The organism is Sandarakinorhabdus sp. (assembly GCF_031430775.1).
In the GTDB taxonomy this organism is placed as follows: domain Bacteria; phylum Pseudomonadota; class Alphaproteobacteria; order Sphingomonadales; family Sphingomonadaceae; genus Sandarakinorhabdus.
On the sequence record NZ_JANPCD010000161.1, the window covers coordinates 1 to 22174 of the forward strand.

Annotated in this window: 25 protein-coding genes, 1 tRNA gene and 1 pseudogene; 11 read left to right on the top strand and 16 right to left on the bottom strand. The window is 64.6% G+C overall.

Annotation, left to right across the window (positions count from 1 at the left end):
* Window positions 1-153 precede the first annotated feature (153 nt).
* The 6 genes from RMQ73_RS10095 (at window position 154) to RMQ73_RS10120 (ending at window position 5146) form a co-directional block, all read left to right on the top strand.
* Window positions 154-381, top strand: a complete 228-nt coding sequence (locus RMQ73_RS10095) for a helix-turn-helix domain-containing protein (protein WP_310498091.1) — start codon at window positions 154-156, stop codon at window positions 379-381.
* A gap of 90 nt (window positions 382-471) precedes the next feature.
* Window positions 472-2289, top strand: coding sequence for an HK97 family phage prohead protease (locus tag RMQ73_RS10100; RefSeq protein ID WP_310498093.1), 1818 nt, complete (start codon window positions 472-474; stop codon window positions 2287-2289).
* A gap of 444 nt (window positions 2290-2733) precedes the next feature.
* A complete protein-coding gene (locus RMQ73_RS10105; RefSeq protein WP_310498094.1) occupies window positions 2734-3135 on the top strand; it encodes a hypothetical protein in 402 nt (133 codons plus the stop codon).
* 58 nt (window positions 3136-3193) lie between these two features.
* The gene (locus tag RMQ73_RS10110) at window positions 3194-3724 is read left to right on the top strand and encodes a hypothetical protein (RefSeq protein ID WP_310498095.1); all 531 of its coding nucleotides are present in this window, start codon (window positions 3194-3196) and stop codon (window positions 3722-3724) included.
* Between the two features lie 157 nt (window positions 3725-3881).
* A complete protein-coding gene (locus tag RMQ73_RS10115; RefSeq protein ID WP_310498096.1) occupies window positions 3882-4064 on the top strand; it encodes a hypothetical protein in 183 nt (60 codons plus the stop codon).
* Between the two features lie 29 nt (window positions 4065-4093).
* Window positions 4094-5146, top strand: coding sequence for a tyrosine-type recombinase/integrase (locus RMQ73_RS10120; RefSeq protein WP_310498097.1), 1053 nt, complete (start codon window positions 4094-4096; stop codon window positions 5144-5146).
* Window positions 5147-5171: 25 nt separating this feature from the next.
* On the opposite strand, the gene RMQ73_RS10125 is transcribed toward RMQ73_RS10120, so the two are convergent.
* The 6 genes from RMQ73_RS10125 to RMQ73_RS10150 form a co-directional block, all read right to left on the bottom strand.
* Window positions 5172-5246, bottom strand: a tRNA-Phe gene (locus RMQ73_RS10125).
* 43 nt (window positions 5247-5289) lie between these two features.
* Window positions 5290-5481 carry a DNA gyrase inhibitor YacG gene (yacG, locus tag RMQ73_RS10130; RefSeq protein ID WP_310498098.1) on the bottom strand — a complete coding sequence of 64 codons (192 nt, stop codon included), beginning with the start codon at window positions 5479-5481 and terminating at the stop codon, window positions 5290-5292.
* Between the two features lie 7 nt (window positions 5482-5488).
* Window positions 5489-6517, bottom strand: a complete 1029-nt coding sequence (locus tag RMQ73_RS10135) for a ribonuclease E/G (RefSeq protein ID WP_310498100.1) — start codon at window positions 6515-6517, stop codon at window positions 5489-5491.
* Window positions 6510-7079 (bottom strand): Maf family nucleotide pyrophosphatase, encoded by a 570-nt coding sequence (locus RMQ73_RS10140; protein ID WP_310498101.1) that lies wholly within the window; start codon window positions 7077-7079, stop codon window positions 6510-6512. The genes RMQ73_RS10135 and RMQ73_RS10140 overlap by 8 nt, the downstream gene beginning before the upstream one ends.
* Window positions 7070-8119, bottom strand: a complete 1050-nt coding sequence (locus RMQ73_RS10145; RefSeq protein ID WP_310498102.1) for a DUF2332 family protein — start codon at window positions 8117-8119, stop codon at window positions 7070-7072. Before RMQ73_RS10145 ends, RMQ73_RS10140 begins: the two co-directional genes overlap by 10 nt.
* The gene (locus tag RMQ73_RS10150; RefSeq protein ID WP_310498103.1) at window positions 8119-8436 is read right to left on the bottom strand and encodes a 2Fe-2S iron-sulfur cluster-binding protein; all 318 of its coding nucleotides are present in this window, start codon (window positions 8434-8436) and stop codon (window positions 8119-8121) included. The genes RMQ73_RS10145 and RMQ73_RS10150 overlap by 1 nt, the downstream gene beginning before the upstream one ends.
* A 101-nt stretch (window positions 8437-8537) precedes the next feature.
* On the opposite strand from RMQ73_RS10150, the gene RMQ73_RS10155 reads away from it, so the two are divergent.
* The gene (locus RMQ73_RS10155; protein WP_310498104.1) at window positions 8538-9482 is read left to right on the top strand and encodes an NAD(P)-dependent oxidoreductase; all 945 of its coding nucleotides are present in this window, start codon (window positions 8538-8540) and stop codon (window positions 9480-9482) included.
* A gap of 3 nt (window positions 9483-9485) precedes the next feature.
* On the opposite strand, the gene RMQ73_RS10160 is transcribed toward RMQ73_RS10155, so the two are convergent.
* Window positions 9486-10190 carry a TIGR02594 family protein gene (locus tag RMQ73_RS10160; RefSeq protein WP_310498105.1) on the bottom strand — a complete coding sequence of 235 codons (705 nt, stop codon included), beginning with the start codon at window positions 10188-10190 and terminating at the stop codon, window positions 9486-9488.
* 162 nt (window positions 10191-10352) lie between these two features.
* Here RMQ73_RS10160 and fsa point away from each other — a divergent pair, with 162 nt between their 5' ends.
* Together fsa and RMQ73_RS10170 are read left to right on the top strand one after the other, a co-directional pair.
* The gene (gene fsa, locus RMQ73_RS10165) at window positions 10353-11006 is read left to right on the top strand and encodes a fructose-6-phosphate aldolase (protein WP_310498107.1); all 654 of its coding nucleotides are present in this window, start codon (window positions 10353-10355) and stop codon (window positions 11004-11006) included.
* A 9-nt stretch (window positions 11007-11015) separates the two neighbouring features.
* Window positions 11016-11915 (top strand): tyrosine recombinase XerC, encoded by a 900-nt coding sequence (locus tag RMQ73_RS10170; protein WP_310498108.1) that lies wholly within the window; start codon window positions 11016-11018, stop codon window positions 11913-11915.
* Between the two features lie 15 nt (window positions 11916-11930).
* On the opposite strand, the gene RMQ73_RS10175 is transcribed toward RMQ73_RS10170, so the two are convergent.
* The 6 genes from RMQ73_RS10175 to RMQ73_RS10200 form a co-directional block, all read right to left on the bottom strand.
* Window positions 11931-12323: a pilus assembly protein gene (locus RMQ73_RS10175; RefSeq protein WP_310498109.1), complete on the bottom strand. Its 393-nt coding sequence runs from the start codon at window positions 12321-12323 to the stop codon at window positions 11931-11933.
* A complete protein-coding gene (locus RMQ73_RS10180) occupies window positions 12320-12817 on the bottom strand; it encodes a pilus assembly protein (RefSeq protein WP_310498111.1) in 498 nt (165 codons plus the stop codon). The genes RMQ73_RS10175 and RMQ73_RS10180 overlap by 4 nt, the downstream gene beginning before the upstream one ends.
* A complete protein-coding gene (locus RMQ73_RS10185; RefSeq protein WP_310498112.1) occupies window positions 12817-14085 on the bottom strand; it encodes a hypothetical protein in 1269 nt (422 codons plus the stop codon). Before RMQ73_RS10185 ends, RMQ73_RS10180 begins: the two co-directional genes overlap by 1 nt.
* 120 nt (window positions 14086-14205) lie before the next feature.
* The gene (locus RMQ73_RS10190) at window positions 14206-15507 is read right to left on the bottom strand and encodes a TadE/TadG family protein (protein WP_310498113.1); all 1302 of its coding nucleotides are present in this window, start codon (window positions 15505-15507) and stop codon (window positions 14206-14208) included.
* Between the two features lie 28 nt (window positions 15508-15535).
* Complete coding sequence (locus tag RMQ73_RS10195) at window positions 15536-15997, bottom strand: TadE/TadG family type IV pilus assembly protein (protein ID WP_310498114.1); 462 nt, start codon at window positions 15995-15997, stop codon at window positions 15536-15538.
* 192 nt (window positions 15998-16189) lie between these two features.
* On the bottom strand, window positions 16190-17560 hold the full coding sequence (locus tag RMQ73_RS10200) for a M20/M25/M40 family metallo-hydrolase (protein WP_310498115.1): 1371 nt from the start codon (window positions 17558-17560) through the stop codon (window positions 16190-16192).
* 89 nt (window positions 17561-17649) lie between these two features.
* On the opposite strand from RMQ73_RS10200, the gene RMQ73_RS10205 reads away from it, so the two are divergent.
* A complete protein-coding gene (locus RMQ73_RS10205; protein ID WP_310498116.1) occupies window positions 17650-18927 on the top strand; it encodes a dicarboxylate/amino acid:cation symporter in 1278 nt (425 codons plus the stop codon).
* A 62-nt stretch (window positions 18928-18989) separates the two neighbouring features.
* Here the strand turns inward: RMQ73_RS10205 and RMQ73_RS10210 are convergent.
* The 3 genes and pseudogenes from RMQ73_RS10210 to RMQ73_RS10220 all read right to left on the bottom strand — a co-directional run.
* Window positions 18990-19445: pseudogene (locus RMQ73_RS10210) on the bottom strand (DUF805 domain-containing protein); the annotation flags it as partial.
* Between the two features lie 25 nt (window positions 19446-19470).
* Complete coding sequence (locus RMQ73_RS10215; RefSeq protein WP_310498117.1) at window positions 19471-19989, bottom strand: DUF805 domain-containing protein; 519 nt, start codon at window positions 19987-19989, stop codon at window positions 19471-19473.
* Window positions 19990-20056: 67 nt separating this feature from the next.
* A complete protein-coding gene (locus tag RMQ73_RS10220) occupies window positions 20057-21601 on the bottom strand; it encodes a YifB family Mg chelatase-like AAA ATPase (protein ID WP_310498118.1) in 1545 nt (514 codons plus the stop codon).
* Window positions 21602-21690: 89 nt separating this feature from the next.
* Between RMQ73_RS10220 and RMQ73_RS10225 the strand changes: the two genes are divergently transcribed.
* On the top strand, window positions 21691-22086 hold the full coding sequence (locus tag RMQ73_RS10225; protein WP_310498119.1) for a hypothetical protein: 396 nt from the start codon (window positions 21691-21693) through the stop codon (window positions 22084-22086).
* Window positions 22087-22174 lie beyond the last annotated feature (88 nt).

Below are 22174 nucleotides of genomic sequence, written 5' to 3' on the forward strand. Positions count from 1 at the left end.
CAAACACAGAGCGGGTAGCTACGTCCCTGAATTAAACATCGTTTGCGTTCAATGAGTTAGGCGCAAAGCGGGCGCGCAAATGAGTTTGGAAATACTTGCCGCGCTGACCATACTGGAAATCAATACAGGCTTTTATTACAAGGAATGACTATCGTGATTGCCAACGATCCCGAATTATTTGGCGAAAAAGCCGCCGCCCGCGTCCTGCAAGTGCACCCTTGCACGATCCGGCGCTGGCGGCGGGAGGGGAGAATCACCTTTTATCGCAGCTCCACCGGCCGCATCACCTATACCTTCGCCGATCTCATGGCCTTCGCCATGTCGCAGCGTGTCGAACCGGTGCCGGCGCCGTCCGAAGCTCCGCTCGGCAAGGCGGCATAAGCCCGCCGTGCACGCAAATGCACGCATTTGCACGCATTCGCACGCATTTGCACACTCGCCGCCGCCGCCCCGATGCGCCAGCTTGAGGGCATGACGAACGCACCCCGCTCCTTCACCCCGCCCACCGGTTGCATGGCAACCCGTGCCGCATCCACCGTCCCGGCTTCCTACAATGAAGCCGATGGCAGCTTTGAAGTCATCTGGACCACAGGCGCGGCCGTCCGCCGCTACGACTGGGCCGAAGGTGAGTTTGACGAAATACTGTCAACGGACCCTCAGGCAGTCCGCCTGGACCGGCTCAACGCTGGCGCTCCGGTGCTTCGCGTTCATGACCGCCACACGCTCGAGGGCGTGGTTGGCTCGGTTGTTCCCGGCTCGGCGCGCATGGCCAATGGGCAGGGCGTTGCCCGCATTCGCCTTGCAGACACACCCGACGCGGCCGATGTCGTCGCCAAGGTGCTCGCCGGCCATGTCCGCAACGTCTCGGTAGGCTACATGGTGCACCAGTATGAGCCCGTGGCAACCGCCGACGGCGAGCGCAAGCAGATGCGCGCGATCGACTGGGAGCCCCACGAAATCAGCCTGGTTCCCATCCCGGCCGATCCTGCCACGCACATTCGCTCGCTTGACGATTCGCCGGCCTCGGCCGGGCGCAGCCTCAGCCTTGCCACCATTCGCCGCCGCGCCGCCGATTGCGGCCTCTCCGACACCGTTGCAGCCGATCTTATGGAACGGCACGCGGCAACCCCATTCAGCAACGAAAGTCTTACCGCCATGCTATCCCGTCATTTTGTCGCCAAGGATCAAGCGCCGCGTGTGTCCGGCAGGGGCGCCAGCGTCCTGAATGACCCGAACGAAACCCTTCGCGCCCGGATTGGTGACGCGCTTCTTGCCCGCATGTCCGGCAAGGCGCCGCCCGCGCATGCGCGCGAATTCATGGGCGCTGGCCTGGTGGGCATGGCGCGTGCGATGCTCGAGGCGAGCGGCGAGAATGTCCGCTGGAAATCTGATGCCGAAATTCTCGAGCGCGCGATGCACACCACATCCGACTTCAAGGGCCTGCTTACTGCCTCAGGCAATCGCTTCCTGCTCGACACTTTCGCCCTGGCCGAATCCGCCATCAAGCGCGTTGCACGACAGCGCACCGCCCCCGACTTCCGCGCGCTGACGGCCCTGAAACTTGGCGGCGCGCCTACGCTCGATCTTGTCGGCGAAAGCGGCGAAGTCCGGCGCGGCACGATGTTCGAGGGTTCGGAAACCTATCGCCTCGGCACCTTCTCCAAGATTTTCGGAATCAGCCGGCAGGCCATCATCAATGACGACCTGGGCGCCTTTGCCGATCCGCTCCGGGTCATGGCACGCGGCGCGGCCGAAACCGAAGCGCAGCAGCTCGCGGCCCTCATCAATGCAAACAGCGGCGCCGGCGTCACGCTTTCCGACACCAACCCGCTCTATCACACGTCGCGCGGGAATGTGGCCGCCGCTGGCGGCGCGATCAGCGTGACGAGCCTTGGCGCTGCCCGCCAAGCCGGCCGCGATCAAAAGGACCTGGACGGCACTTCGCCGCTGAATGTGGAATTCAGCACGCTGCTTGTCCCCAGTGCGCTGGAAACACTCGCCGAAACGATGCTTGCCAATTTGACGCCAAACACCCCGGCCGGCGTCAACCCCTTCTCCGGCCGTCTCGAGCTGGCGGTTGATCCGCGCCTCACTGGCACGTCCTGGCGCCTGTTCGCCGATCCGGCAGCCTGGCCGGTGCTGGAATATGCCTATCTTGACGGCGCGGTAGGTCCGCAGCTTTCAAGCCGTGATGGCTGGGACGTTCTCGGGATGGAATACAAGGTTGTGCTGGATTTTGGGTGCGGGGCCGTCGATCATCGCGGCACCTATCGCAACCCCGGCGTATAAAGATCGGGGGTAGTTGAAGGGCGTTCGGCGCGCCCTTGGAGCCAAGCCGATGACCGCCCCCACCCGATCTACTCGGGAGCCCCGGTTATCGGCAGCCAAAGCAAAGCCCCGTGGATGCGAGAAGCGTCCACGGGGCTTTGTTATGTCCGAACCACGCCCGAACCGCCGCTATTGCGCCCCAAGGGCGCCAGTCAGCAGCCGCCGCACGGCCTCAGGGCGTGAAGGTGCCGGCAAGGGCTGCGATGCAATCCAAGCGTCCAGCAGCTCGAGCAAGTCCGGTTGCAGGCGCACACCGACCAACGTCCCCTGCCCTGTTGGCTTGGGTCCACGTTTCTTTGTTAACAGGGTTTCTTGACCGGTCATTGCAACCCTGATAACACGGTAGCGAGCCGGGGGGAAGTTACAGCTTCCCGCCCGGCTCTAACCCTGACCATGGAGTGACCCATGACCAAAGCTATCGACACCCTCAGCACAACTGTGCCCGTGCCTGCAACGCCGATTGCCGAATCCGGCATGATCTATGCCTTTCGGGTTTGGGTTTCCGCCTTGAAGTATTGCGAGGCGCCGAACCTCCCAGAAGGGGAATTGGATGCTCGCACACCTTTGATTGGCCTGGCCGAAGAAGCCGTGTTTCGCGCTCCAGTCGAAACTTTCGAGGATATGGCGGCGCTTGCATGGGTTTCGCTGCATCGCCTTGGCCTCGGCGGTTTTCCGGGCGATCCGGCTTCGATCAGCAGGATTGACGATTTTAGCGGAGAGGACCCTCACCCGTTTGCGGGCGTCGTGGTTCGCCTTTGCCCTCGGGTAGCAGCGATAATGACCGGCCGCCACCATCTGCTAACATAATCACCGCTTGTCAGCTAATATTAAGTTAGCTATATGGGGCCGGAAAGGTGGAATTAATATGCTGATGCTTTCACAGGTTCTGGCCCTAGCAGGGATGAAAAAGAGCGATTTCGACACGCGGCGCGCGCGCAGATTGCTGGGGTTTTTCCCCCTCGATCAGATCGGTTCTTATGTGGACGAGCGAGATCCGCGCCCCTCTGCCAGAGCCAAATACACTTTGGCCGACGCCTTTGCCCTGGACCTGTTCCAACAGGCAACCGTGTCGCGGCTGCCTAGTAATTTGATCGATGCCATGATCCGCAACACTGCAGGGCAATTCGACACAGCTCTAGCCCGCGTCGGAGAGGCAGATTTGTTCTTAGCCTGCGCGTTGGTCGGGGAATCTCGAGCGCCGGATGACGATGACGGGCGCGGTCATGCGATGATCGGCACCGCCCGCGAATTGCTCCCATGGATTGAGCGCGACCGGCTTTCCATGGGCGGGCCGGGTAATGATTTGTCTCAAGTGGTGCTTTTGAATCTCTCGGCCTCCCGTCGGCGGGTGATGGCTCGCGTGAATGACGTGTTCAATAAAGCGTCCTCGCAGTGACAAGCCGCCGCCTTGCCGCTGAGCAAGAACGGTTCTGGCAGGCGCACCGCGCCCGCCGTGCGCGATTCTTGGCCTTTACCGATGCGACCACCCCCGCCCCAAAGGTCGCCCCCACCGATCCCGCGCCGAATGTCCTGTTCAAGGATTACAAGCCGAAATGAACCGCCCCGCAACCTTCAAGCAGGCTGACCTTACGCGCGCCTTGCGCGCTCTCAAGGCTGAGGGCGTGAAGTTTGGCGAAGTCAGCATTGAAGTGACTGGGTGCATCACTATCAGGGCGGCGGGTCATTCGCCCGCCAGCGAATATGACAATTGGCAGGCCAAAAAGGGCCAATCGTGACCCGTATCAGGCTTTCAGGCATAAACCGCGTGACGCGCCGCCTGGCGACGGGGGAGCGGCGGGTTTATCATTACCACCGCCTCAGCGGGCTGCGGCTCGAGGGCAAGCCGGGCTCCCCTGAATTTGTCGAAAGCTGGCAGCGCGCCGATGCGACCCGCACGGCGCCCGAGCGCCACGGCAACACCTTTCAGGCGTGGATCTCCGGCTATCGCGCCAGTGACGAATTTGCCGGCCTCGCCGATGCGACAAAGCGGGACTATTTGAAACAGATTGCCAAAATCGAAGCCGAATTCGGGGCCGCGCCACAGGGCGCGATTGCCGATCATCGGATCAGGCGCGACTTTCTCGCCTGGCGCAACGAGCTCGCCAAGGCCAGCGCCCGGCAAGCCGACTATGCTATCACGGTGCTTGGGCGCATCTTGTCATGGGCGAACAATGAAGGCTTTCTAGCCGTCAACCACGCTGCCAAGCCGGGGAAAAAATACCGCTCCGATCGAAGCGAGAAAATATGGCTCCCCGATCATATTGCAGCTTTCACGGCCGCCGCCGCGCCGCCCCTGCTTTTCGCCCTGGTGCTGGCGCGGGACACGGGCCAGCGCCAAGGCGACCTGTTGCGGCTGTCATGGAACGCCTATGACGGGACCTATCTCAAGGTCACACAATCAAAAACCGGCGCCCGTGTCGAAATACCGGTGACGCGGGAGCTAAAGCGCGCCCTGGACGCCGCGCCGCGAAGGGCAACAACCATCCTCACAGCGCCGGCCGGCCTGCCATGGAAGGCAGATCACTTCCGGCACGAATGGCGCGCTGCAACGCTCGCCGCTGGCCTTGACGGCCTCACCTTCCACGACTTGCGCGGGACCGCCGTCACGCGGCTTGCCGACGCGGAATGCACGCCCTCCCAAATTGCGGCGATCACGGGTCATTCTCAGCGATCGATTGCCGCCATGTTGGACAAATATCAGGCACGAACGCGGGTTCAGGCAGACATGGCCATTGCCAAGCTCGAGCGCAGTTTCGGCGAGCCAGTTGCAAAACGCCTGCAAAACGGCGCCCAGACGCCGAAAAAAGAGGTCCGATAAAGTGTTGATTATAAAAGAAAAAATATGGTGCCCGGGGGCGGATTTGAACCACCGACACGGGGATTTTCAATCCCCTGCTCTACCCCTGAGCTACCCGGGCACAACATCGCTCCGGCAGGGTAAGCCGGGCGGGAGGCGAGCGTTTAGCCGTCCAAATCGCCGCTGTCCAGCCCCGGCGTGTCGGTAAGTTCATCGGCGTTGGAAACCGCCGGCACCTTATAGCCTTCGCCAAGCCATTGCAGCAGATCGCGGTCCTCGCAGCCGCGTGAGCAGAACGGCGCGAACGCCGCCACGCGGGGGGCGCGGCCGCAATAGGCGCAGGGTTTTTCTGCCATTGGCTTTTCAGGCGACATGCCCGGCCATCATCGCAAGTCCGGCGTCGGTTGCCAAGGACACAGGCCCGCCGATTTGCCGCGCCAGCGCCGCAATCAGGTCCGGCCGCCTTTCCAGCCAGCCGGTGACCTGCGGGTGCGCGGTCAACGTGCCGCCGCCGATATGCCGGGCCGCGCGGCGCAGCAGTTCCAGCGCGGCAAAGCCCGGCGCTCGCACTTGTTCGAGCAGGCTGGGAAACGCCCGAGGCCGCACGATCTGGACGAGGCCAAAACCGTTGATCGCGGTTTTCTCGAACGGCCCCTCCAGTTGCACCGTCAGCGCGGCTGCGAGCTGCGCATCAAGCGCGGCGCGGGCCGCCTTGCCGGCGATGCTGGGGAAATCGACCGCGACCGATCCGGTGATACCCAGCAGCCGCAGGGCGCTGGCCACCGCCGTTGCCGCCGCCTGCGCCAGGGCCTCGCTGTCACCGGGGCCATCGACATCGATCACGGTCATCGCGGGCGTCGGGCTGATGGTCAGCATCCCGCCGGCAAAGGCGACATGGCCGGTCATGGCCGCTTCGACCATTTCGCTCCAGCCGGCAGCCTCCAGCCGGTCTGGGCCAGAGCCAGAAAGCCTGGAGCCACCGAGCAGCGTGATGCCGTGCCCCGCAGCGCGCAGCCGGGTGACCAGATCGGCACCTTCGGCCAGAGGCGCCTCGGTTGCACGCACCTTGGCAAGGCGCGGCCGGCCGGCCTCGGGAATGGCGGCGCGCACCACTTCGGCGCGCAGCAACGCACCCTCGGTCATGTGCCGCAGCGCGCCTTCGGCTGGGCGCGGAAGCGGTTCGAGCAAGGCTTCGTGCGTGCCGATTCGCACGATGCCGCGCTTGCCGGGCACAAGAATACTCGTCAGCCGAGCCTCGACGACGGTACCGGGCTGCAGCCCGGCATCGTCCCGCTCAAGATGCGCCTCGCGCACGGTGTCGCCGTCCATCACCAGCGCGCGGACGGCGCCCAGCCCAATCTCGACCAGCGCCTCGGCGCGCGATTCAGGCATGATAGCCGGCGGCGCGCAGCAACACCCGCGTGTCGGCCAGCGGCAGGCCGACGACACCGGACCAGCTGCCGGCCATCCAGCGCACATAGGCTTCGGCGCTGCCTTGCAGGGCATAGCCGCCGGCCTTGCCGTGCCAGTCGCCAGCCGCCAACAGCGCGTCGATGTCGCCGGCGGACAGCCGGTGGAAAATCACCTGGGTTTCGCTGAGCCGTTCATGCAGGCGCGCGTTCGCACCCATCACCGCAACAGCCGTCAGCACGCGGTGGCGGCGGCCCGAAAGCAGCGCCAGACAGGCACGCGCGGTGCCCTCGTCCTGCGCCTTGGGCAGGATGCGCCGGCCCACGGCAACCACGGTATCGGCCGCCAGCACCAGCGCGCCGGGATGGCGCGCCGCCACGCAGAGGCATTTTTCCCGCGCCAGCCGCTCGGCATGGTTGCGCGGGATCTCGGCCTTGGTCGGCGTTTCATCGATATCGGCCGGGTCGATCGCATCGGGCACCACGCCCAGCCGCGCCAGCAGATCGACGCGGCGCGGGCTGGCCGAGGCAAGAATCATTGCCATTGCACGAAGCTCCCATGGGGATGGGCGCGTGCCAGCAGCTGCGATTCCTCGCCCTGCCCGCGCCACAAGGTCAAGCGCAACGTCGGCAGATCGGCGACACTGGCGTCGTCCATTTCGTACCTCAGCCACGCCAGCGGCGCCTGCGCGGTCGCCGTCGCGCCGGCACGGCCCATATGCGCAGCCAGCCGTGCCTTGGTTTCAGGCGGAAAATACTGATGCGCGATGGAGTGATAGACGACCGCAGTGCTGCCGGGATGCACCGCGACTTGCGCTTGCGCAAAGGCTGCGGCATCGCCCCTTTCGGGTGGCGGACGGCTCCGGGCGATGGCAATCGCCGCTTCGGCGCGGGCAATGCGCCCCGGCTGGTCGGGCCAGACAAAGGCCACCAACCGCGTGACCGTTGCCGGGTCTGCGACGTCGAGCGGGTTGATATCGACCCCGCGCCGTTCGAGAACCTGCACTGATAGGTCCGGCGGCGCCGGGCCAGTCCACACGGGCGTGATTCGCACGGCACTGGCCGCATCGCCAGCCGCAACGCCGCCCAGATCATAAGCAAACCGGTCCATGTTGAGGTTGAGCCCGGCGCTGGCACCCAGTTCGAACAGGCGAAGCGGCAGGCCGGTCATCGCGGCGATGACCATCATGCCGGGCATCAGCACCGCCGACCGCATCACCTCGTTGGTCTGCGGCGGGCCAGCCAGCCATGGCAGCAGCGCCGCATCCAGGGCGGGATCGGCAAGCACAGCCCGCAAGGCATCGGCAAGCACCCGGACATCCGGCAGTGGTGCCGGCGGATAAAGCGCAGTCAGCACAGGAACAGCGCCGCTGCGTACCAGCGCATGAAAGCCGCCAGTCACCCGCATCATCAGCGCATCGGCAAAGGCTTCCCCCGGCCAGGCGATGACGGCGCGGCCCATGGCGCTGCTCTCGTCAAACGCCAGCGCCGCAGCCTCGCACACCAGCGCCGTGAAGGGCGCATCGAACAAGCGGCAAAAACTGGCCTGCTTGGCAAATGCGGCTGCGATGGCGCCCGTCAGCATCAATCCTCGGGCGCGATGGTGACGTGCAGGCCATCGAGCGCGGCGGTGAACGGGATCTGGCACGACAGGCGCGACGTCGCCGTCTTGTGGTCGGACGAATCGAGCAGGTCGTCCTCGTCGCCGTCCATCGCCGGCAGAAGCGCCATCTGGGCCGCATCGACATGGACATGACAGGTCGCGCACGAACAGCAGCCGCCGCACAGCGCCAGCAATTCGCCGATGCCGCCATCCTTGATGATTTCCATCACCGACAGGCCGGCTTCTGCCTTCAGAACATGGTCGCGGCCATCGCGGGTGGTGACGGTGATGCTCGGCATGAAGGCTCCTGATGAAAATGTCTGGACGCTCTCTAACGATGACGCTTCTGTCTGCCAAGGAACCCCGCTAGACGTGCGACAAGGTTTCTGAAAGGCCATCCATGCGCATTGTCCACCAGTTTGCTCCGCCCATGTCGGCGCTGCTCGCCCAGCTTCCCGGCGTAACGGCTGCGGAGCATGTGCCCGCCGATGCCCGCTGGGCGCTGCCGACCGATGCCGATGTGCTGTTCGTGCTGCACGGCGAGGGCGAGGACCGCGCCGCTGCATTGGCCGCGCCCCGCCCCGCCGGCTGGCCGGGCAAGGTCCGCCTTGTGCAGCTCGCCAGCGCCGGCGCCGATGACTACCCGCCCTGGATGTTCGAGGCGCCGCTGGTGGCCAGTGCATCGGGCACAACGGCCATTCCCATCGCCGAATATGCGCTGGCCGCCATGCTGTCGCACGCCAAGCGGCTGCCCGAGATTACCCTCAAGGCCGGTGACGCCTGGCCCAGCCGCGACATGCTGATGGGCAAGCCGCTGGCCAGCCTCAATGGCCGCACGCTGGGGCTGATCGGCCTTGGCAACATTGCGCGGCAGGTCGGCAAGTTTGCCAACGCCTTTGGCATGCGCATCATCGCCTGCCGCGCCAGCGATGCGCCCTCGCCCGATCCGTGGATCACGGTGGCGCCGCTCGACGAAGTGATCGCGCAGGCCGACCATCTGGTCATCGCCGCACCCATCGGCGCATCGACTCAGGATCTGCTGGACGGCGCCCGGCTAGGGCGGATGAAGCGCGATGCCCATATCGTCAACATCGCGCGCGGCGGCATCATCGACCAAGAGGCGCTGCTGGCGGAATTTGCGCGTGACCGCCTGTGGGCCAGCCTCGATGTGACTGACCCGGAACCGTTGCCGACGGGCCATCCGCTGATCGGTCATCCGCGTGCGCGCATCACCCCGCATCTGTCGTGGAGCGACCCGGATATCAACCGCCGCGTCCTCGAACGGCTGGCGGAAAATATCCGGCGCATGGACGCATCCGAGCCGCTGCTGGGAGCGATCGGCTAAACGCTATTGCTCCGTTTCCGAGAACCGGCCGTTGGGCGCCAGGATGCGCGGCTTGCCGACGGGCGCCGGCGCCGTTCTGGGCCAGCGCGCCTCCAGGAAGCGGTCGCGCGGGAATCGCGCGATGGTAACGGCGTCGCCCTGGTTGCCGCCCAGAATGTGAAAACCGTTGGCATCCTCGCCGACATAAAAGCCGACATGGCCCCGCCAGTCTGTCCGTGCCACGCGCCAGAACACCATGATGGCGCCGGGCTGCGGCACCGGGCAGGGCACGCCGAATTTCTGATAGGCGCGGGCCGAAAGCGGATTCGACGGCAGGGGCTCGGTCGGCAATGTCAGGCCGACGCAATGCGCCACGAACAAACCGCACCAGCTGATCTCGTCCTTGGCATAATTGATGCGAAGCCGCTTGCTCCAGTCCATGATCGTGGGATTGTCGGTCCCAGACCCCGGCCCTTCCCTGAGCCCCCTGTTGCGCATCGCCTCTTGCAGCCAGGGCATGGACAGATTGTCCAGCGCATGGGCCGGCGGCACGGCAGCAGCAGGCCCCGCGAGCTTGGCCAATGTGGCCGGCCCGGCAACACCATCGGCGGGAAGGCCATTGGCGGTCTGGAACGCCGTGATGGCGGCGATGGTTCGCCGGCCAGCGATGCCGTCTACCGGGCCAGGGTCAAAGCCCTTGTCCTTGAGTGCCTGTTGCAATTCGATCATGCGCATCGTGCCATTCCCCATTCGAAATCGCGACCCGGCAAAAACTATGTCACGGATCGGTGCCGTAGGGAATTGACACCACTACACCTGCGCTGGCGCCCGGGCTTCGCATGTGCAGTCGCTTGGGCTATGCCGCTGGGCGACTCGAAAAAAGGCCCGACCATGAAATTTTTCGCTGACACTGCCGAAATCGCCGATATCCGCGACCTGGCCGACACCGGCCTGCTCGACGGTGTCACCACCAACCCCAGCCTGATCCACAAATCGGGCCGCAACTTCCTTGAAGTCATCCGCGAAATCGCTGCCATCGTCGATGGCCCGGTGTCCGCCGAGGTTGTCGCCACCCATCACGCCGACATGATGCGCGAAGCCGAAGTGCTGAAGAAGCTCGGCGACAATATCTGCATCAAATTGCCCCTGACGCTCGATGGCCTCAAGACCTGCAAGGCACTGACGGCGCAGGGCATCCAGACCAACGTCACCTTGTGCTTTTCGGCCAACCAGGCGCTGCTCGCGGCCAAGGCTGGCGCGACCTACATTTCGCCGTTCGTCGGCCGGCTCGACGACATGGGGCAGGACGGTATCGAACTGATCGACGACATTCGCACCATCTATGACAATTACGATTTCAAGACGCAGATCCTCGTCGCCAGCGTCCGCCATCCCATCCATGTGTTGCAGGCCGCCAAGATCGGCGCCGATGTTGCCACCATGCCGCCGGCGGTGATCAAGGCGCTGGCCAATCACGCGCTGACCGACAAGGGGCTGGCGACCTTCCTCAGCGACTGGCAAAAGACCGGACAATCGATCCTGTAAGGGAGCATCATGCGGGCACTGGTGGCAGAATGGCTGGCCAGCATCGCCGATCAGCGGCGGTTGTCGCCCCATAGCGTCCGGGCCTATGCCGGCACCCTGGAACGGTTCGAGGATTTCCTGATTCAGCATCTGGGCGGGCCGGTGCCGGCATCGGCGCTGCCGGCGCTGACGCAAGCGGATTTTCGCGCCTTTCTGGCCCGGCGCCGCGGCGAGGGCCTGGTGAACAGCAGCATGGCGCGCGAAGTGTCGGCGCTGCGCACCTTCCTTGTCTGGGTGCGGCGCAGCCATGGTATCGCCTGCGATGGCATGGCCGGGCTGAAGGCGCCCAAACTGCCCCGCCGCGTGCCGCGCCCGGTGTCGCCCGCCGATGCGCGGGCGCTGGTCAGCGTCGTGGGCGAAGATGCCCGCCTGCCGTGGACGGCGGCGCGCGACATGGCGGTGCTGCTGCTGCTCTATGGGGCCGGCCTGCGCATCTCCGAGGCGCTGTCACTGACCGGCGCGGCGCTGCCGCTGGGCGAGACGCTGGCCATCACCGGGAAACGCGGCAAGACTCGAATGGTGCCGCTGCTGCCCATCGTCGCCGATGCCATCGCCGCCTATGTCAAACTATGCCCCTGGCCGCTGGTTCGCGATGCGCCGCTGTTCAGGGGGCTGCGCGGCGGGCTGCTCGATGCCGGCATCGTGCGCACGGCGATCCGCGCGGCCCGCCCGGCGCTGGGCCTGCCCGACAGCGCGACGCCGCATGCGCTGCGCCACAGCTTTGCCACGCATTTGTTGGCACGCGGCGCCGATCTGCGGCAATTGCAGGAGCTGCTGGGCCATGCCAGCCTGTCATCGACGCAGATCTATACCGCCGTCGATGCGGCGCAACTGCTCGACAGTTACAGGAATGCCCATCCCCGCGCCTGAACACAGGGGCACGTCTCAGGCGGGGCGATACGCCCGGCGGGTCTCGCGCAGCGTTACCGGCGTCACGCTCTTGAAGAACAGAAAGTAACGCGGGTTGTAGCTGACCGTGATCTCGACCCAGTCCTGGCTGTTCGTCGTACCCGTCACATATGTCGGGCCGGTGATGTCGGCGGCCTTCATGCCAAAGGTGTTGGCCAGGATGACGGTGGTGATCTGCGCGTTGGTGCGGCGCGGGAACAGTGTCGCGACACGGGCGCCTTCGCCAACGGCATGGTTGATGCCGGCATTGGCCCAGAACAATTGGCCAACGCCGATAAAGCTGAAGGTCAGCAGCAGGAACACCGGCAGCACCAGCGAAAATTCGGCCGCCGCAGCGCCGCGCCGATCACGGAACAAGCGCCGGATCACTGGATACGCACCGTGGCATCGCCGGTCAGCACCCAGGCGCCGTTCATGCCATTGCCTGACAGCAATCCGCCAAAGCTGAACCGGGGCGTATAATTGGCCTTGATCACCACGTTGACATAACGGGCATAGGTCTGCCCCGCCGGGCAGATCATGCCCCAGCTGGCTTGTTTCACGCCGGCGCATTCCAGCCAGTTGGTGGCAACCGACGACACGACGGGCTTGCCATAGGCGGCAGTCGCTTCGGGCCCGAGATAGGTATAGCTGGTGCCGGTCGTGCCGGGCGCGATGCCCATTTCCAGTGCGCGCTGCGCCGCCTGTTCCAGTTCCAGCTTGGTATTGAATGCGGACCCCAGATCCATGGCGACGAACAACATCGATCCCAGCACCGGCGCCATCAATGCCAGTTCGGCAGCCGCACCGCCGCTGCGGCTGCGGGCCAGTTCAGCAGCCGCACCGCCGCTGCGGCTGCGGGCCAGACGCGCAATCAGCCGCATCAGCTCACCACCTTGATCTGGGTGCCATCGAAGGATTTAGCGCCGCTGTTGGCCGGGCAGACATTGGTGATGCTCGCATTGCCGCGAATATCGATGGTGCGGGCCACCAGTTGCAGGCAGGCGGTATTCGCGCCGCTGGTGCCATTGAATTGCAGTTGCTGGCGCGGGAAATAGAACGCGCCCTGAAACCGCGAAGCCGAATTGCCGTTGATGATGTTCGTGGCAGCATTGGTCGCGCGGCGGTCCTGATACATCAAGATGCCGGCATAGGTGCCGGTGGCCGGAGCCGTCAGGTTGATCTGGGCACCGCCATTGATGCGGACAGTTGCGATGGAACCTGTATTGCTGGCAGCGTTGTTGGCGGTGAGAACGAACACCACGCCGGCACCGGTGACTCGCGCCTGCGAGCCTATGTCGAGCGAGCCGGTGACGATGTATTCGCCCGGCGCCATCAACGCAGTGCCTTGAATACTGACGTTGCTGTAGGTGCCGGGGTTCAACGTGCTGCTGCGGTTGGACCCGACGTTCAGGGCGCTGCCGTTGGTGAAGACGTTCGGGTCCGGCACAGCGCGGAACGGATCACGCAACGGGACGGAATAAGGAATCCGCACTGTACCCGTAGCCCAGTTGCCATTCGGCACGCCGCCGACCGCCGCCACCGGGCTGGCCTTGACCGAGCTTGAGCCGCCCGCTTCGGCCGAATTGAGTGCCGGCGAATTGCTCATCATGCCGCAGCCGAGATCGACCGTGGCGTTGCCGCCGATCGGAATGCCGGTGGTATTGGTGGTTTCCAGTGCCAGCACGCAGTAATTGCCATTGCCGACGATCTCGCCAACGGCAGCCGCGCTGATCCGCGTCACCTGGCCCGAAAACATGCCGGTGAACGGTAGCCGCATGTCGGTGGCAAGCTGGACCCGCACTGCCGAGGCCGCATCCTTGTAAAATCCGGCCGTTGCCGGCGTGGCGATGACCGGCGTCACTGTCATCTTGTAACCGCCATTGCGGCCGATATCGCTGTTCACCGCCGCGTTCACGGCCGCCGTGATCTGGGCCTGGGTGCCGCTGGCCTGGCTGAGCGCATAGGCACCGGCAAGCGCGCCGGAATCCGCCTGGCGCTGCATCATGCGCTTGACCAGCGTCCATTGGATGGTGTCGCTGGCAAGGCCGGCAGAACCGATCAGGATCGGCATCATCAGCGCCGTCACGGCCACGACCGTGCCACGGCGATCATCCCGAAAACGACGTGAAAAACCCGAGAAGCGAGACAAATCTGTTACCCCTGACTGCCCACAAACAGTCCGGACTCTTAACACGCCATCTGCTAATATCGCGTTAACAGACTGGGGTTACAGCAGAAGTGTCTTTTTCACTAACCGACCGGGATCGGGTCAGGTCACATTGTCAGGCAACAGGCGCGATTGCTGGAATGATTTTGCAATGTTGCTGAACACATTGATCAGGTCGGTCCCGGCATTGGCAGCCGAGGTGCAGCCGGTCGATGTGCCGTTGTTGCCGACATAGAATTTGGCGGATTCGCTGGCGATCTGCCGCATGGTTTCACACGCGGAAATGCGCGGGCTGTCGGTGGAACAACTGCCGGTTGCCGAGGTCGAGGCGCCATAGGCAATGGAATAAATCCATGTGCCGGCGGCCTTGGCGGTGTTTGCCGCCGTGATCGCCTGACGGCATTGGCCCGTTGCGCGGCCGATGGGCATATTGCCGCTGGAGGCGTTGGAGTCGCCGTCGCTGAGCAGGATGATGACGCGCTGGGTGTTGACGCGGCCCGAGGCCACAAGCGCATTTTGCGCCGCCGTTATCGCATCGGCGTAAAAGGTCGCGACACCGCCCGGTGCGCTCATACCCTGCGCGCAGCCGGTGCCGCCGCCGCGAAAGGCGCGCACGACATTGGAACTGGTGTTGAGGCCGGTGGTCTTGTCGTCGGTGCGGAAATCATTGCCGAGCGGCAGCACCTGATAGACCGGCGAATTGCGATAACTTGCGATGGCCGGGGTGTCGGTGCTGCAATTGAACTGCTTGCTGGCTTCCGATGGGCTGGTCATGCCCGGAAAGGTCATCAGGCCGACTCGGTTCACCGAAGGCGCCAGCCCGTTCATCAACGTGCGGCCGCCTGCCTGCGCGCAGCTGAGCTTGGTGGAGCCGGGAACGGAACAGCTGCTGTTGGCATCGTTCATCGACCCCGTGGTGTCGAGCACCATCATGACTTCAAGCGGGATCGGCTTGCCGCCGGTCAGGCCCGCCGTGGCCGTGGCCGAGACGTTATAAGCAGCAATGCCGATGAAACGGGCAAAGCGCGTCGGCACGCGCTGCGTCTGGCGCACGACAATGGCATTGGCATTGCTGGGCGCGGTGCAGGTCACGCCGATGCTGTTCAGGCAGCGCAGTTGCGGATAACCGGGCGCCATTTCCGCTGTGCCGCGGCCGTCATTGGCCTGGCCCGACATGGCGCTGAAACTGTTGGCAACCGACACGGCATTGCCGCCGGGAATGGAGGCCGCACCGGCCAGCGCGGCAGAATCGACTGCCGCCTGCAAGGCACGGCGAGCGAGCAGCACTTCGCCCCAATCGAGCACGGCGGCCGACATGCCCATGGTGACGATCATCGTCAGCGCAAAATACACGGCAGCTGCGCCGCTGCGATCGCCGCGCAACCGACAAAGCAAAGCATTCATGCGGGAAGGATTGACCATGTCCCGCGCCCTATTCGATCCGCTGGGCGATATTGGCGCTCAACATGCAACCCGGCGCAAAATCCACGCCGACGACCTTGAGGTTGCACGGGTAGCTGGCCTCCAGCCGGGCCGTCTGGCCACTGGCGCCGTTCATGAGCGTCTGGCAGGTCGCGTTGCTGGCGCAGGTGGTGTTGTTGATCTTCATCGTGACAACGGCCTTGCTGGTATCCAGAAAGCCGGCAGCGGAATTGAACCGCGCCATGGTGTCGGTATAAACCGTCGCGCTTTCACGCCCCACCGCAAGTTCCCGCACCGACATGCGGGCCGCATCGGTCAGGCTGATGTCGGCATTATAGGCCGCACCGAAGCGGATGATGGCATAAAGCACGAAGGTCATCAGCGGCAGCACCAGCGCCGTTTCGGCCGCCACCGCGCCTGAACGTGCACTGGCGAAATCGCCCAGCGCGTCTGAAAATCGCGATCCCAACATACGCCCCCTACGCCATGTCTTTACCAACTCAACATAGTAATAAACGAAGTCCTAACACCTTGTCAACTGGTTAACGCCAATTCCTTAACCAATCTCTCACACTTGCCGCCGTGGCGCCCGAACGGGGCCACGGCTGCAAAGTGCAGTCGCAATCGGAAAAGAAAATTCGTCAGCCCAGACCAAAGATAACGGTCAGCGGGCGACGTCCTTTAGGATGATTTCCCAATGCCGCAGCGCCGGGGCGATTTCTGCAGCGGGCACGCGTTCATTGAGACCATGGGCGAAAAAGTCGCTGTCCTTCATGAACAGGCTGCCCGCGCCGTACGAAGGGATACCCAGCGCACGGTAATAGACGCTGTCGGTAGCGCCGGCCGACATGCCCGGCACCGGCAGAAGGCCCGGCACGCGCGCGGTCACCGCCTTGGTGATGGCGCCCATGACATCGGGGCGCAGCGGCGAGGCCGGTGTCGATTTCCATTCCATCTGCGAGGTAACGGCCACGCCGGCGCCAACCAGCCGCGCCAGTTCTAAAAGTGTATCTTCAACCGAAATGCCGGGGAAAATCCGGCAGTTGACGTTCATCGTCGCGCGCTGCGGCAGGGCGTTGGGGGCATGGCCGCCCTGCACCTGCGTCGGCACGCATGTTGTGCCGATCTGGCCGATGCTGCCCGGATCGGCGCGCAGCACGGCCAATGCCGCCGGGTCCGACGGGTCGGCCAGAAACGCCTTGATGGCGCCGCCGATGGCATCGCTGCGGCGCCCGGCCTGGTCGGCCAAAGACGCACGCGTGATGTCGTTGATTTGCGGCGCAAAACGATAGCCTGCCACCTTGGCCGCAGCAGCGCCCAGTTCCGCAATCGCATTGCTGGCACCGGGTGTGCTGGAATGGCCGCCGGCATTGGTGACGGTCATGGTAAAATCGGCATAGCTTTTTTCCGCTGCCTGCACCTGATAGCCGCTGGGCCGGCCCGCTTCATCCAGGCCGCCGCCGCCGGCATCGGTGTTGAGCATGAAAACGACGCCCGCCGCCTTGGCGGCCTTGGCCTGCACCTCGGCGGTGAATCCGTCGGTTTCCTCGTCACCGGACAGGAACAGGTGAATGTCGCGGCCGGGCTTGAAGCCTTGCGACTTCAGCCGCGCCAGCGTTGCCACCAGCATCGACAAATCGAATTTGTTGTCCAGCACGCCGCGCCCGAAGATATAGCCGCCGTCCTCCACGGCCACGAACGGGTCGCGGGTCCAGTCCTTGGCGTCGGCTTCCACCACATCCATGTGCGCCGTCAGTGCGATCGGCGGCTTCTTGCCGGCACCCCTCCACAGCAGATGCAGGTTGGCGGTGCCGTGCAGTTCATCGATGGCGATATCGCCGGGCGCAAAGCCGGCCGCAACCAGATAGGCCTTGAGGTCGGCGGCATAGGCCGGCGTGCGGCCCCGGCCCTTGACGGTATCAAAACCGACACCGCGCATCAGCAGCGCCTTGGCATCGGCGGCATCGCCGGGTGCAGCAGCAGCCGGAGCCGCGGACAGGACAAGAACGGCGGCAAGAGCGAGGTTTTTCATCATCACACAGGCATGCCACGGCGGCGCGTACCTTGCCAAGCCCGTGCAAATCACTTGACCGCGGCGCGCTGTCCGACAAAGCCTAGGGACGTATGACCAGCAATTCGCTCACCACCCGCATCCTCATCGGCCTGTTTGCCGGGCTGGCCACCGGCTATGCAGTCCATGCCAGCGTCAGCGCCCCGCAGGCCAAGGAGATCGCCGACTATCTGTCGATCATCACCGATGTGTTCCTGCGGCTCATCAAGATGATCATCGCGCCGCTGGTGTTCTCGACGCTGACGGTCGGCATCGCGCACATGGGTTCGGGCGGCGCGGTGGGCCGCACCTTCGTGCGCACGCTGGCCTGGTTCATCACCGCATCCATCGTCAGCCTTGGCCTTGGCATCTTGATGGTCAACCTGCTGGCCCCCGGTGTCGGTGTCGGCCTGGCGCTGCCGGCCAGCGATGCGGTCGCCGGCGTGGCGACCAAGGCGTTCAACCTCAAGGATTTCATCGGGCACATCTTTCCCAAATCGATCATCGAGGCGATGGCGACCAACGAAGTGCTGCAAATCGTCGTGTTCTCGCTGTTTGCCGGCGTCGCGCTCATCGGCATGGGCGAGCGGGCGGCACCGATCAACCGCGCGCTCGATGCCATCATGCACCTGATGCTGGTCATCACCGGCTATGTCATGAAGGTGGCGCCGTTTGCTGTGTTCGCCGCCATCGCATCCTCGATTGCCGTCGAGGGCCTGGGCATCCTCATCACCTTCGGCAAGTTCGTCGGCGGTTTCTATCTGGCGCTGGCGATCTTGTGGACCGTGCTTCTGGGCGCCGGCGCCGTGGTGCTGGGGGCAAGCGAGATCCGCCGGCTGATCCCGATCATCCGCGAGCCGTTCCTGATCACGTTCGCGACTGCCTCCTCCGAAGCAGCTTATCCCAAATTGCTGGAATCTCTGGAAAAGTTCGGCGTTCCCAACCGCATCGCCAGTTTCGTGCTGCCGCTTGGCTACAGCTTCAACCTTGATGGCTCGATGATGTACTGCGCCTTTGCCAGCATCTTCATCGCCCAGGCCTATGGCATCGACCTGACGTTGGGGCAGGAACTGGCAATGCTCGGCCTGTTGATGATCACATCGAAAGGCATTGCCGGCGTGCCGCGCGCGTCGCTGGTGGTGATTGCCGCCACCCTGCCCTATTTCAACATCCCCGAAGCCGGCCTGCTGCTGATCCTTGCGGTGGACCATTTCCTCGACATGGGCCGCAGCGCCACCAACGTCATCGGCAACGCCGTGGCCACCGCCGTCATCGCCAAATGGGACAAGGACAAGCCGATGAGCGATGTGGAGGCTGAAGCTGCCGCCGCGATGGTGGCGCCGCACGAATAAGGACAGGCGAAATCCTGCGCCAGTTGTTCGGCTTCGCCTTCCAGACCATCGGGCGCCGGGCCGAAGCGGTTGGAACCGGGGGTACCGGGGCGGGTAGCGAAATAGAGTATGAGCGGAATATAGCACAGCATGGCGATGACGCCTGCCATGGCTATGGGTGCCAGGCTCTTGAAGCCCATGAACGCAAGCGCCATCATGAAGATGAACCACAGCATGGCGACGGGCACTGCACCGCCGATCCACCAGCCGGTGCGGCCGGTATCGTGCAGGCGCCGGACCGTGACGGCAAGGCTGGGGAGCAACAGCACCAGCGCCAGCAAATTGCTGACCGGGCCGCCGAATGAACCAGGGTCATCTGCCCTCAAACCGGAAAGATAATCGATCGCTTCCGCTGCCACACTGGCTGCGACATTGAACGCGAAAAACCACCAATATTCCGTTCGCGGCGCACGGCCACGAAACTGGGCATAGCGGCGAAGGGCCAGCCAGGCCCAGCCATGCGGCGTTGTCGGGTGCACCGCTGGGACTCAGGCGAAATCAGGCTCAGGCAAAGTCACTGGCCAGAGTGTCGTCGCCGGCGCCCAGCGGATCAGCGCCGAAGCGATTGGGGCCATCGGTGCCGCGCGTGCAGAACCACACCAGCAGCAGGATGCCGAGACCCAGCATCGCCAGACCGGATATGACCGTCAGCGCACCGCCGGCACCAAGCACGCCAAAGCCGGCATTGGCGCCAGCAGCAGCGCCCAGGCCCCCGGCCACCATCGTGATCATCCCGAAAATATAAGGTATGGCGGCCACGGTCGGTGCCAGCATCCACCAGCCGCTGCGGTTGGTATCATGCAGACGACGGGCCGCGACGGCGAGGAACGGTATGATCAAGCCGAGTGCGGCCAAGGCGCTCAGGACCGGCACCCCGGTTATCCCATCAACAATATTGGTGACGACCGTGACCAGGATGTAGAACAGATAAAACCACCAATATTCGGCGCGGCGGGCACGGCCCGAAAATGTCGCATATTTGCGCAGCGGTTCCATCATCCAGAAGGTTGCTGATCGTTCCATTGTCGCCCCCATGATTTCGTCGCGGCAATGATATGCCGATATGCGCCGGCGGCAAGCCGCAAACCGTTCAATTCACCGGCGGGCGGCGGCGATAACTCAGCGCCTCGGCAACATGCAGCCGGCTGACGATGTCGGCGCCGGCCAGGTCGGCGATGGTGCGCGCCACCCGCAGCACCCGGCCATAGCCGCGCGCCGACAGTTTCAGCGTATGCGCCGCCTGTGCCAGCAGCTTCTGGCCCGCAGCATCGGGCGTCGCACAGGCCTCCAGCAGCTTGCCGTCCGCCTCGGCATTGGTGCGCGGGCTGCGCTTGCCACTGGCTGGAGCAGCCGGACTTCGCCCGGCGGGACCATATCGCGCCGTCTGCCGCGCCCGCGCCGCTGACACGCGTGCCGCGATGTCGGCCGAACATTCGCTCGCCATCGGCAGAACCAGATCGGCAGCGCTGACCGCCGGCACATCGACATGCAGGTCGATGCGGTCGAGCAATGGCCCCGACAGCCGCGCCTGGTAATCGGCGGCACAACGCGGCGCGCGGCTGCACGCCAGTGACGCGTCGCCCAGATGACCGCAGCGGCACGGGTTCATCGCGGCAATCAACTGCACCCGCGCCGGATAAGTAACGTGCGCGGCGGCACGCGCCACCATCACCGATCCGGTTTCCAGCGGCTGGCGCAGCGAATCGAGCACGCCGCGCTGAAATTCCGGCAATTCGTCCAGGAACAGCACGCCCAGATGCGCCAGGCTAACTTCGCCGGGCCGCGCCTTGGCACCGCCGCCGACCAGCGCCGGCATCGAGGCGCTGTGATGGGGGCTGCGAAACGGCCGGGCGCGAATGAGCCGCCCGCCCTCAAGCTCGCCAGCAATCGATGCGACCATCGACACTTCCAGCGCCTCGGCCGGCGTCAGTTCGGGCAATATGCCCGCCAGAGCCGCAGCAATCAGCGACTTGCCGGATCCCGGCGGGCCGCTCATCAGCAGATTATGCCCACCCGCTGCTGCGATTTCAGCGGCGCGCCGCGCGGTTTCCTGGCCCTTTATGTCGGCAAAATCAGGGCCGCTGCGCTGCACCTCGGCAAGGCTGCGCGTCGGCGGTATCAGCAGCTGCACACCCTTGAGATGATTGAGCAGCGACAACAGTTCCGGCGCTGCGATCACGTCCACCTCGCCTGCCCATGCCGCCTCGCCGCCTTGCGCCTGCGGGCAGATCAGCCCCATTTCGCGCTCGGCCGCGTGCAGGGCTGCCAGCAGCACACCCGGCACCGGCGCCACCGCCCCATCAAGGCCAAGCTCGCCGATGACAAGATAGCCGTCCAGCGCGTCCTGCCCCACTACGCCCATCGCCACCAGCAATCCGAGCGCGATCGGCAGGTCATAATGCGAGCCTTCCTTGGGCAGGTCGGCAGGCGACAGGTTGACGACGACGCGGCGCGGCGGCAGCGACAGCCCGATGGCATGCAGCGCGGCGGCCACCCGCTCGCGGCTTTCCTTCACCGCCTTGTCGGGCAGGCCGACCGTGGTGAAGCCGGCGGGACCGGCAGAAATCTGGACCTGGACATCGATGGACCGGGCCTCAAGCCCCAGAAACGCCACCGTGCCGATATGCGCGACCATGCACCCCCCGCAAAAAACGTGCAAAAATCATGACCCTGGCCCGCTGCTTAGGCGCGGCAGCGCCAGCGTGCAAATTTTGCGACGAAATCATGCGAGCCACTGCAAATTTGCCATGCGATTGCCACAAGCTGGCCGTAGGAAAACTATCTGTGCCGCGTCCCTTGTTCATCGACACGCTCGTCAAGTCCGAGCCTTTCCGGGTTTTCCAGATCGCTTTTGGTTGCCTGCTCATCCTGGTGGCGCCGATCATCGGTATTCCGGCACCTGGACCGCTGGGGCTGGTCATTGCCGGTTTCGGTTTTGCACTGGTGTTGCGCAACTCGCGCTGGACGCGGCGGCGTTACCTTCATTACACGCGCCGCTATCCCAAGGTTCGCAAGGCCGTCGATTTCGGGCTGCGCCGCAAGCGCGGCAAACGGGCGCCGGCTGCCGCAAGGCCAGCGTCCCGGGCGGACGGCGAAACGGCCGTTGCACCGGTCAATTGACGAACGCGGCACCCGACCTTACATCGCCGCCTTGAACAATCTCTTCGTTGCACACACTTTGCGGGACATCGGCGTGCGCTACAGGCGC

What these genes read in the sequence shown, in the direction of transcription:
- RMQ73_RS10100 (WP_310498093.1), top strand. Translation starts at nt 472, where the DNA reads ATGACGAACGCACCCCGCTCCTTCACCCCGCCCACCGGTTGCATGGCA.
- RMQ73_RS10105 (WP_310498094.1), top strand. Translation starts at nt 2,734, where the DNA reads ATGACCAAAGCTATCGACACCCTCAGCACAACTGTGCCCGTGCCTGCA.
- RMQ73_RS10110 (WP_310498095.1), top strand. Translation starts at nt 3,194, where the DNA reads ATGCTGATGCTTTCACAGGTTCTGGCCCTAGCAGGGATGAAAAAGAGC.
- RMQ73_RS10115 (WP_310498096.1), top strand. Translation starts at nt 3,882, where the DNA reads ATGAACCGCCCCGCAACCTTCAAGCAGGCTGACCTTACGCGCGCCTTG.
- yacG (WP_310498098.1), bottom strand. Translation starts at nt 5,481, where the DNA reads ATGGCAGAAAAACCCTGCGCCTATTGCGGCCGCGCCCCCCGCGTGGCG.
- RMQ73_RS10135 (WP_310498100.1), bottom strand. Translation starts at nt 6,517, where the DNA reads ATGCCTGAATCGCGCGCCGAGGCGCTGGTCGAGATTGGGCTGGGCGCC.
- RMQ73_RS10140 (WP_310498101.1), bottom strand. Translation starts at nt 7,079, where the DNA reads ATGGCAATGATTCTTGCCTCGGCCAGCCCGCGCCGCGTCGATCTGCTG.
- RMQ73_RS10145 (WP_310498102.1), bottom strand. Translation starts at nt 8,119, where the DNA reads ATGCTGACGGGCGCCATCGCAGCCGCATTTGCCAAGCAGGCCAGTTTT.
- RMQ73_RS10150 (WP_310498103.1), bottom strand. Translation starts at nt 8,436, where the DNA reads ATGCCGAGCATCACCGTCACCACCCGCGATGGCCGCGACCATGTTCTG.
- RMQ73_RS10155 (WP_310498104.1), top strand. Translation starts at nt 8,538, where the DNA reads ATGCGCATTGTCCACCAGTTTGCTCCGCCCATGTCGGCGCTGCTCGCC.
- RMQ73_RS10160 (WP_310498105.1), bottom strand. Translation starts at nt 10,190, where the DNA reads ATGATCGAATTGCAACAGGCACTCAAGGACAAGGGCTTTGACCCTGGC.
- fsa (WP_310498107.1), top strand. Translation starts at nt 10,353, where the DNA reads ATGAAATTTTTCGCTGACACTGCCGAAATCGCCGATATCCGCGACCTG.
- RMQ73_RS10170 (WP_310498108.1), top strand. Translation starts at nt 11,016, where the DNA reads ATGCGGGCACTGGTGGCAGAATGGCTGGCCAGCATCGCCGATCAGCGG.
- RMQ73_RS10180 (WP_310498111.1), bottom strand. Translation starts at nt 12,817, where the DNA reads ATGCGGCTGATTGCGCGTCTGGCCCGCAGCCGCAGCGGCGGTGCGGCT.
- RMQ73_RS10190 (WP_310498113.1), bottom strand. Translation starts at nt 15,507, where the DNA reads ATGAATGCTTTGCTTTGTCGGTTGCGCGGCGATCGCAGCGGCGCAGCT.
- RMQ73_RS10195 (WP_310498114.1), bottom strand. Translation starts at nt 15,997, where the DNA reads ATGTTGGGATCGCGATTTTCAGACGCGCTGGGCGATTTCGCCAGTGCA.
- RMQ73_RS10200 (WP_310498115.1), bottom strand. Translation starts at nt 17,560, where the DNA reads ATGATGAAAAACCTCGCTCTTGCCGCCGTTCTTGTCCTGTCCGCGGCT.
- RMQ73_RS10205 (WP_310498116.1), top strand. Translation starts at nt 17,650, where the DNA reads ATGACCAGCAATTCGCTCACCACCCGCATCCTCATCGGCCTGTTTGCC.
- RMQ73_RS10215 (WP_310498117.1), bottom strand. Translation starts at nt 19,989, where the DNA reads ATGGAACGATCAGCAACCTTCTGGATGATGGAACCGCTGCGCAAATAT.
- RMQ73_RS10220 (WP_310498118.1), bottom strand. Translation starts at nt 21,601, where the DNA reads ATGGTCGCGCATATCGGCACGGTGGCGTTTCTGGGGCTTGAGGCCCGG.
- RMQ73_RS10225 (WP_310498119.1), top strand. Translation starts at nt 21,691, where the DNA reads ATGCGAGCCACTGCAAATTTGCCATGCGATTGCCACAAGCTGGCCGTA.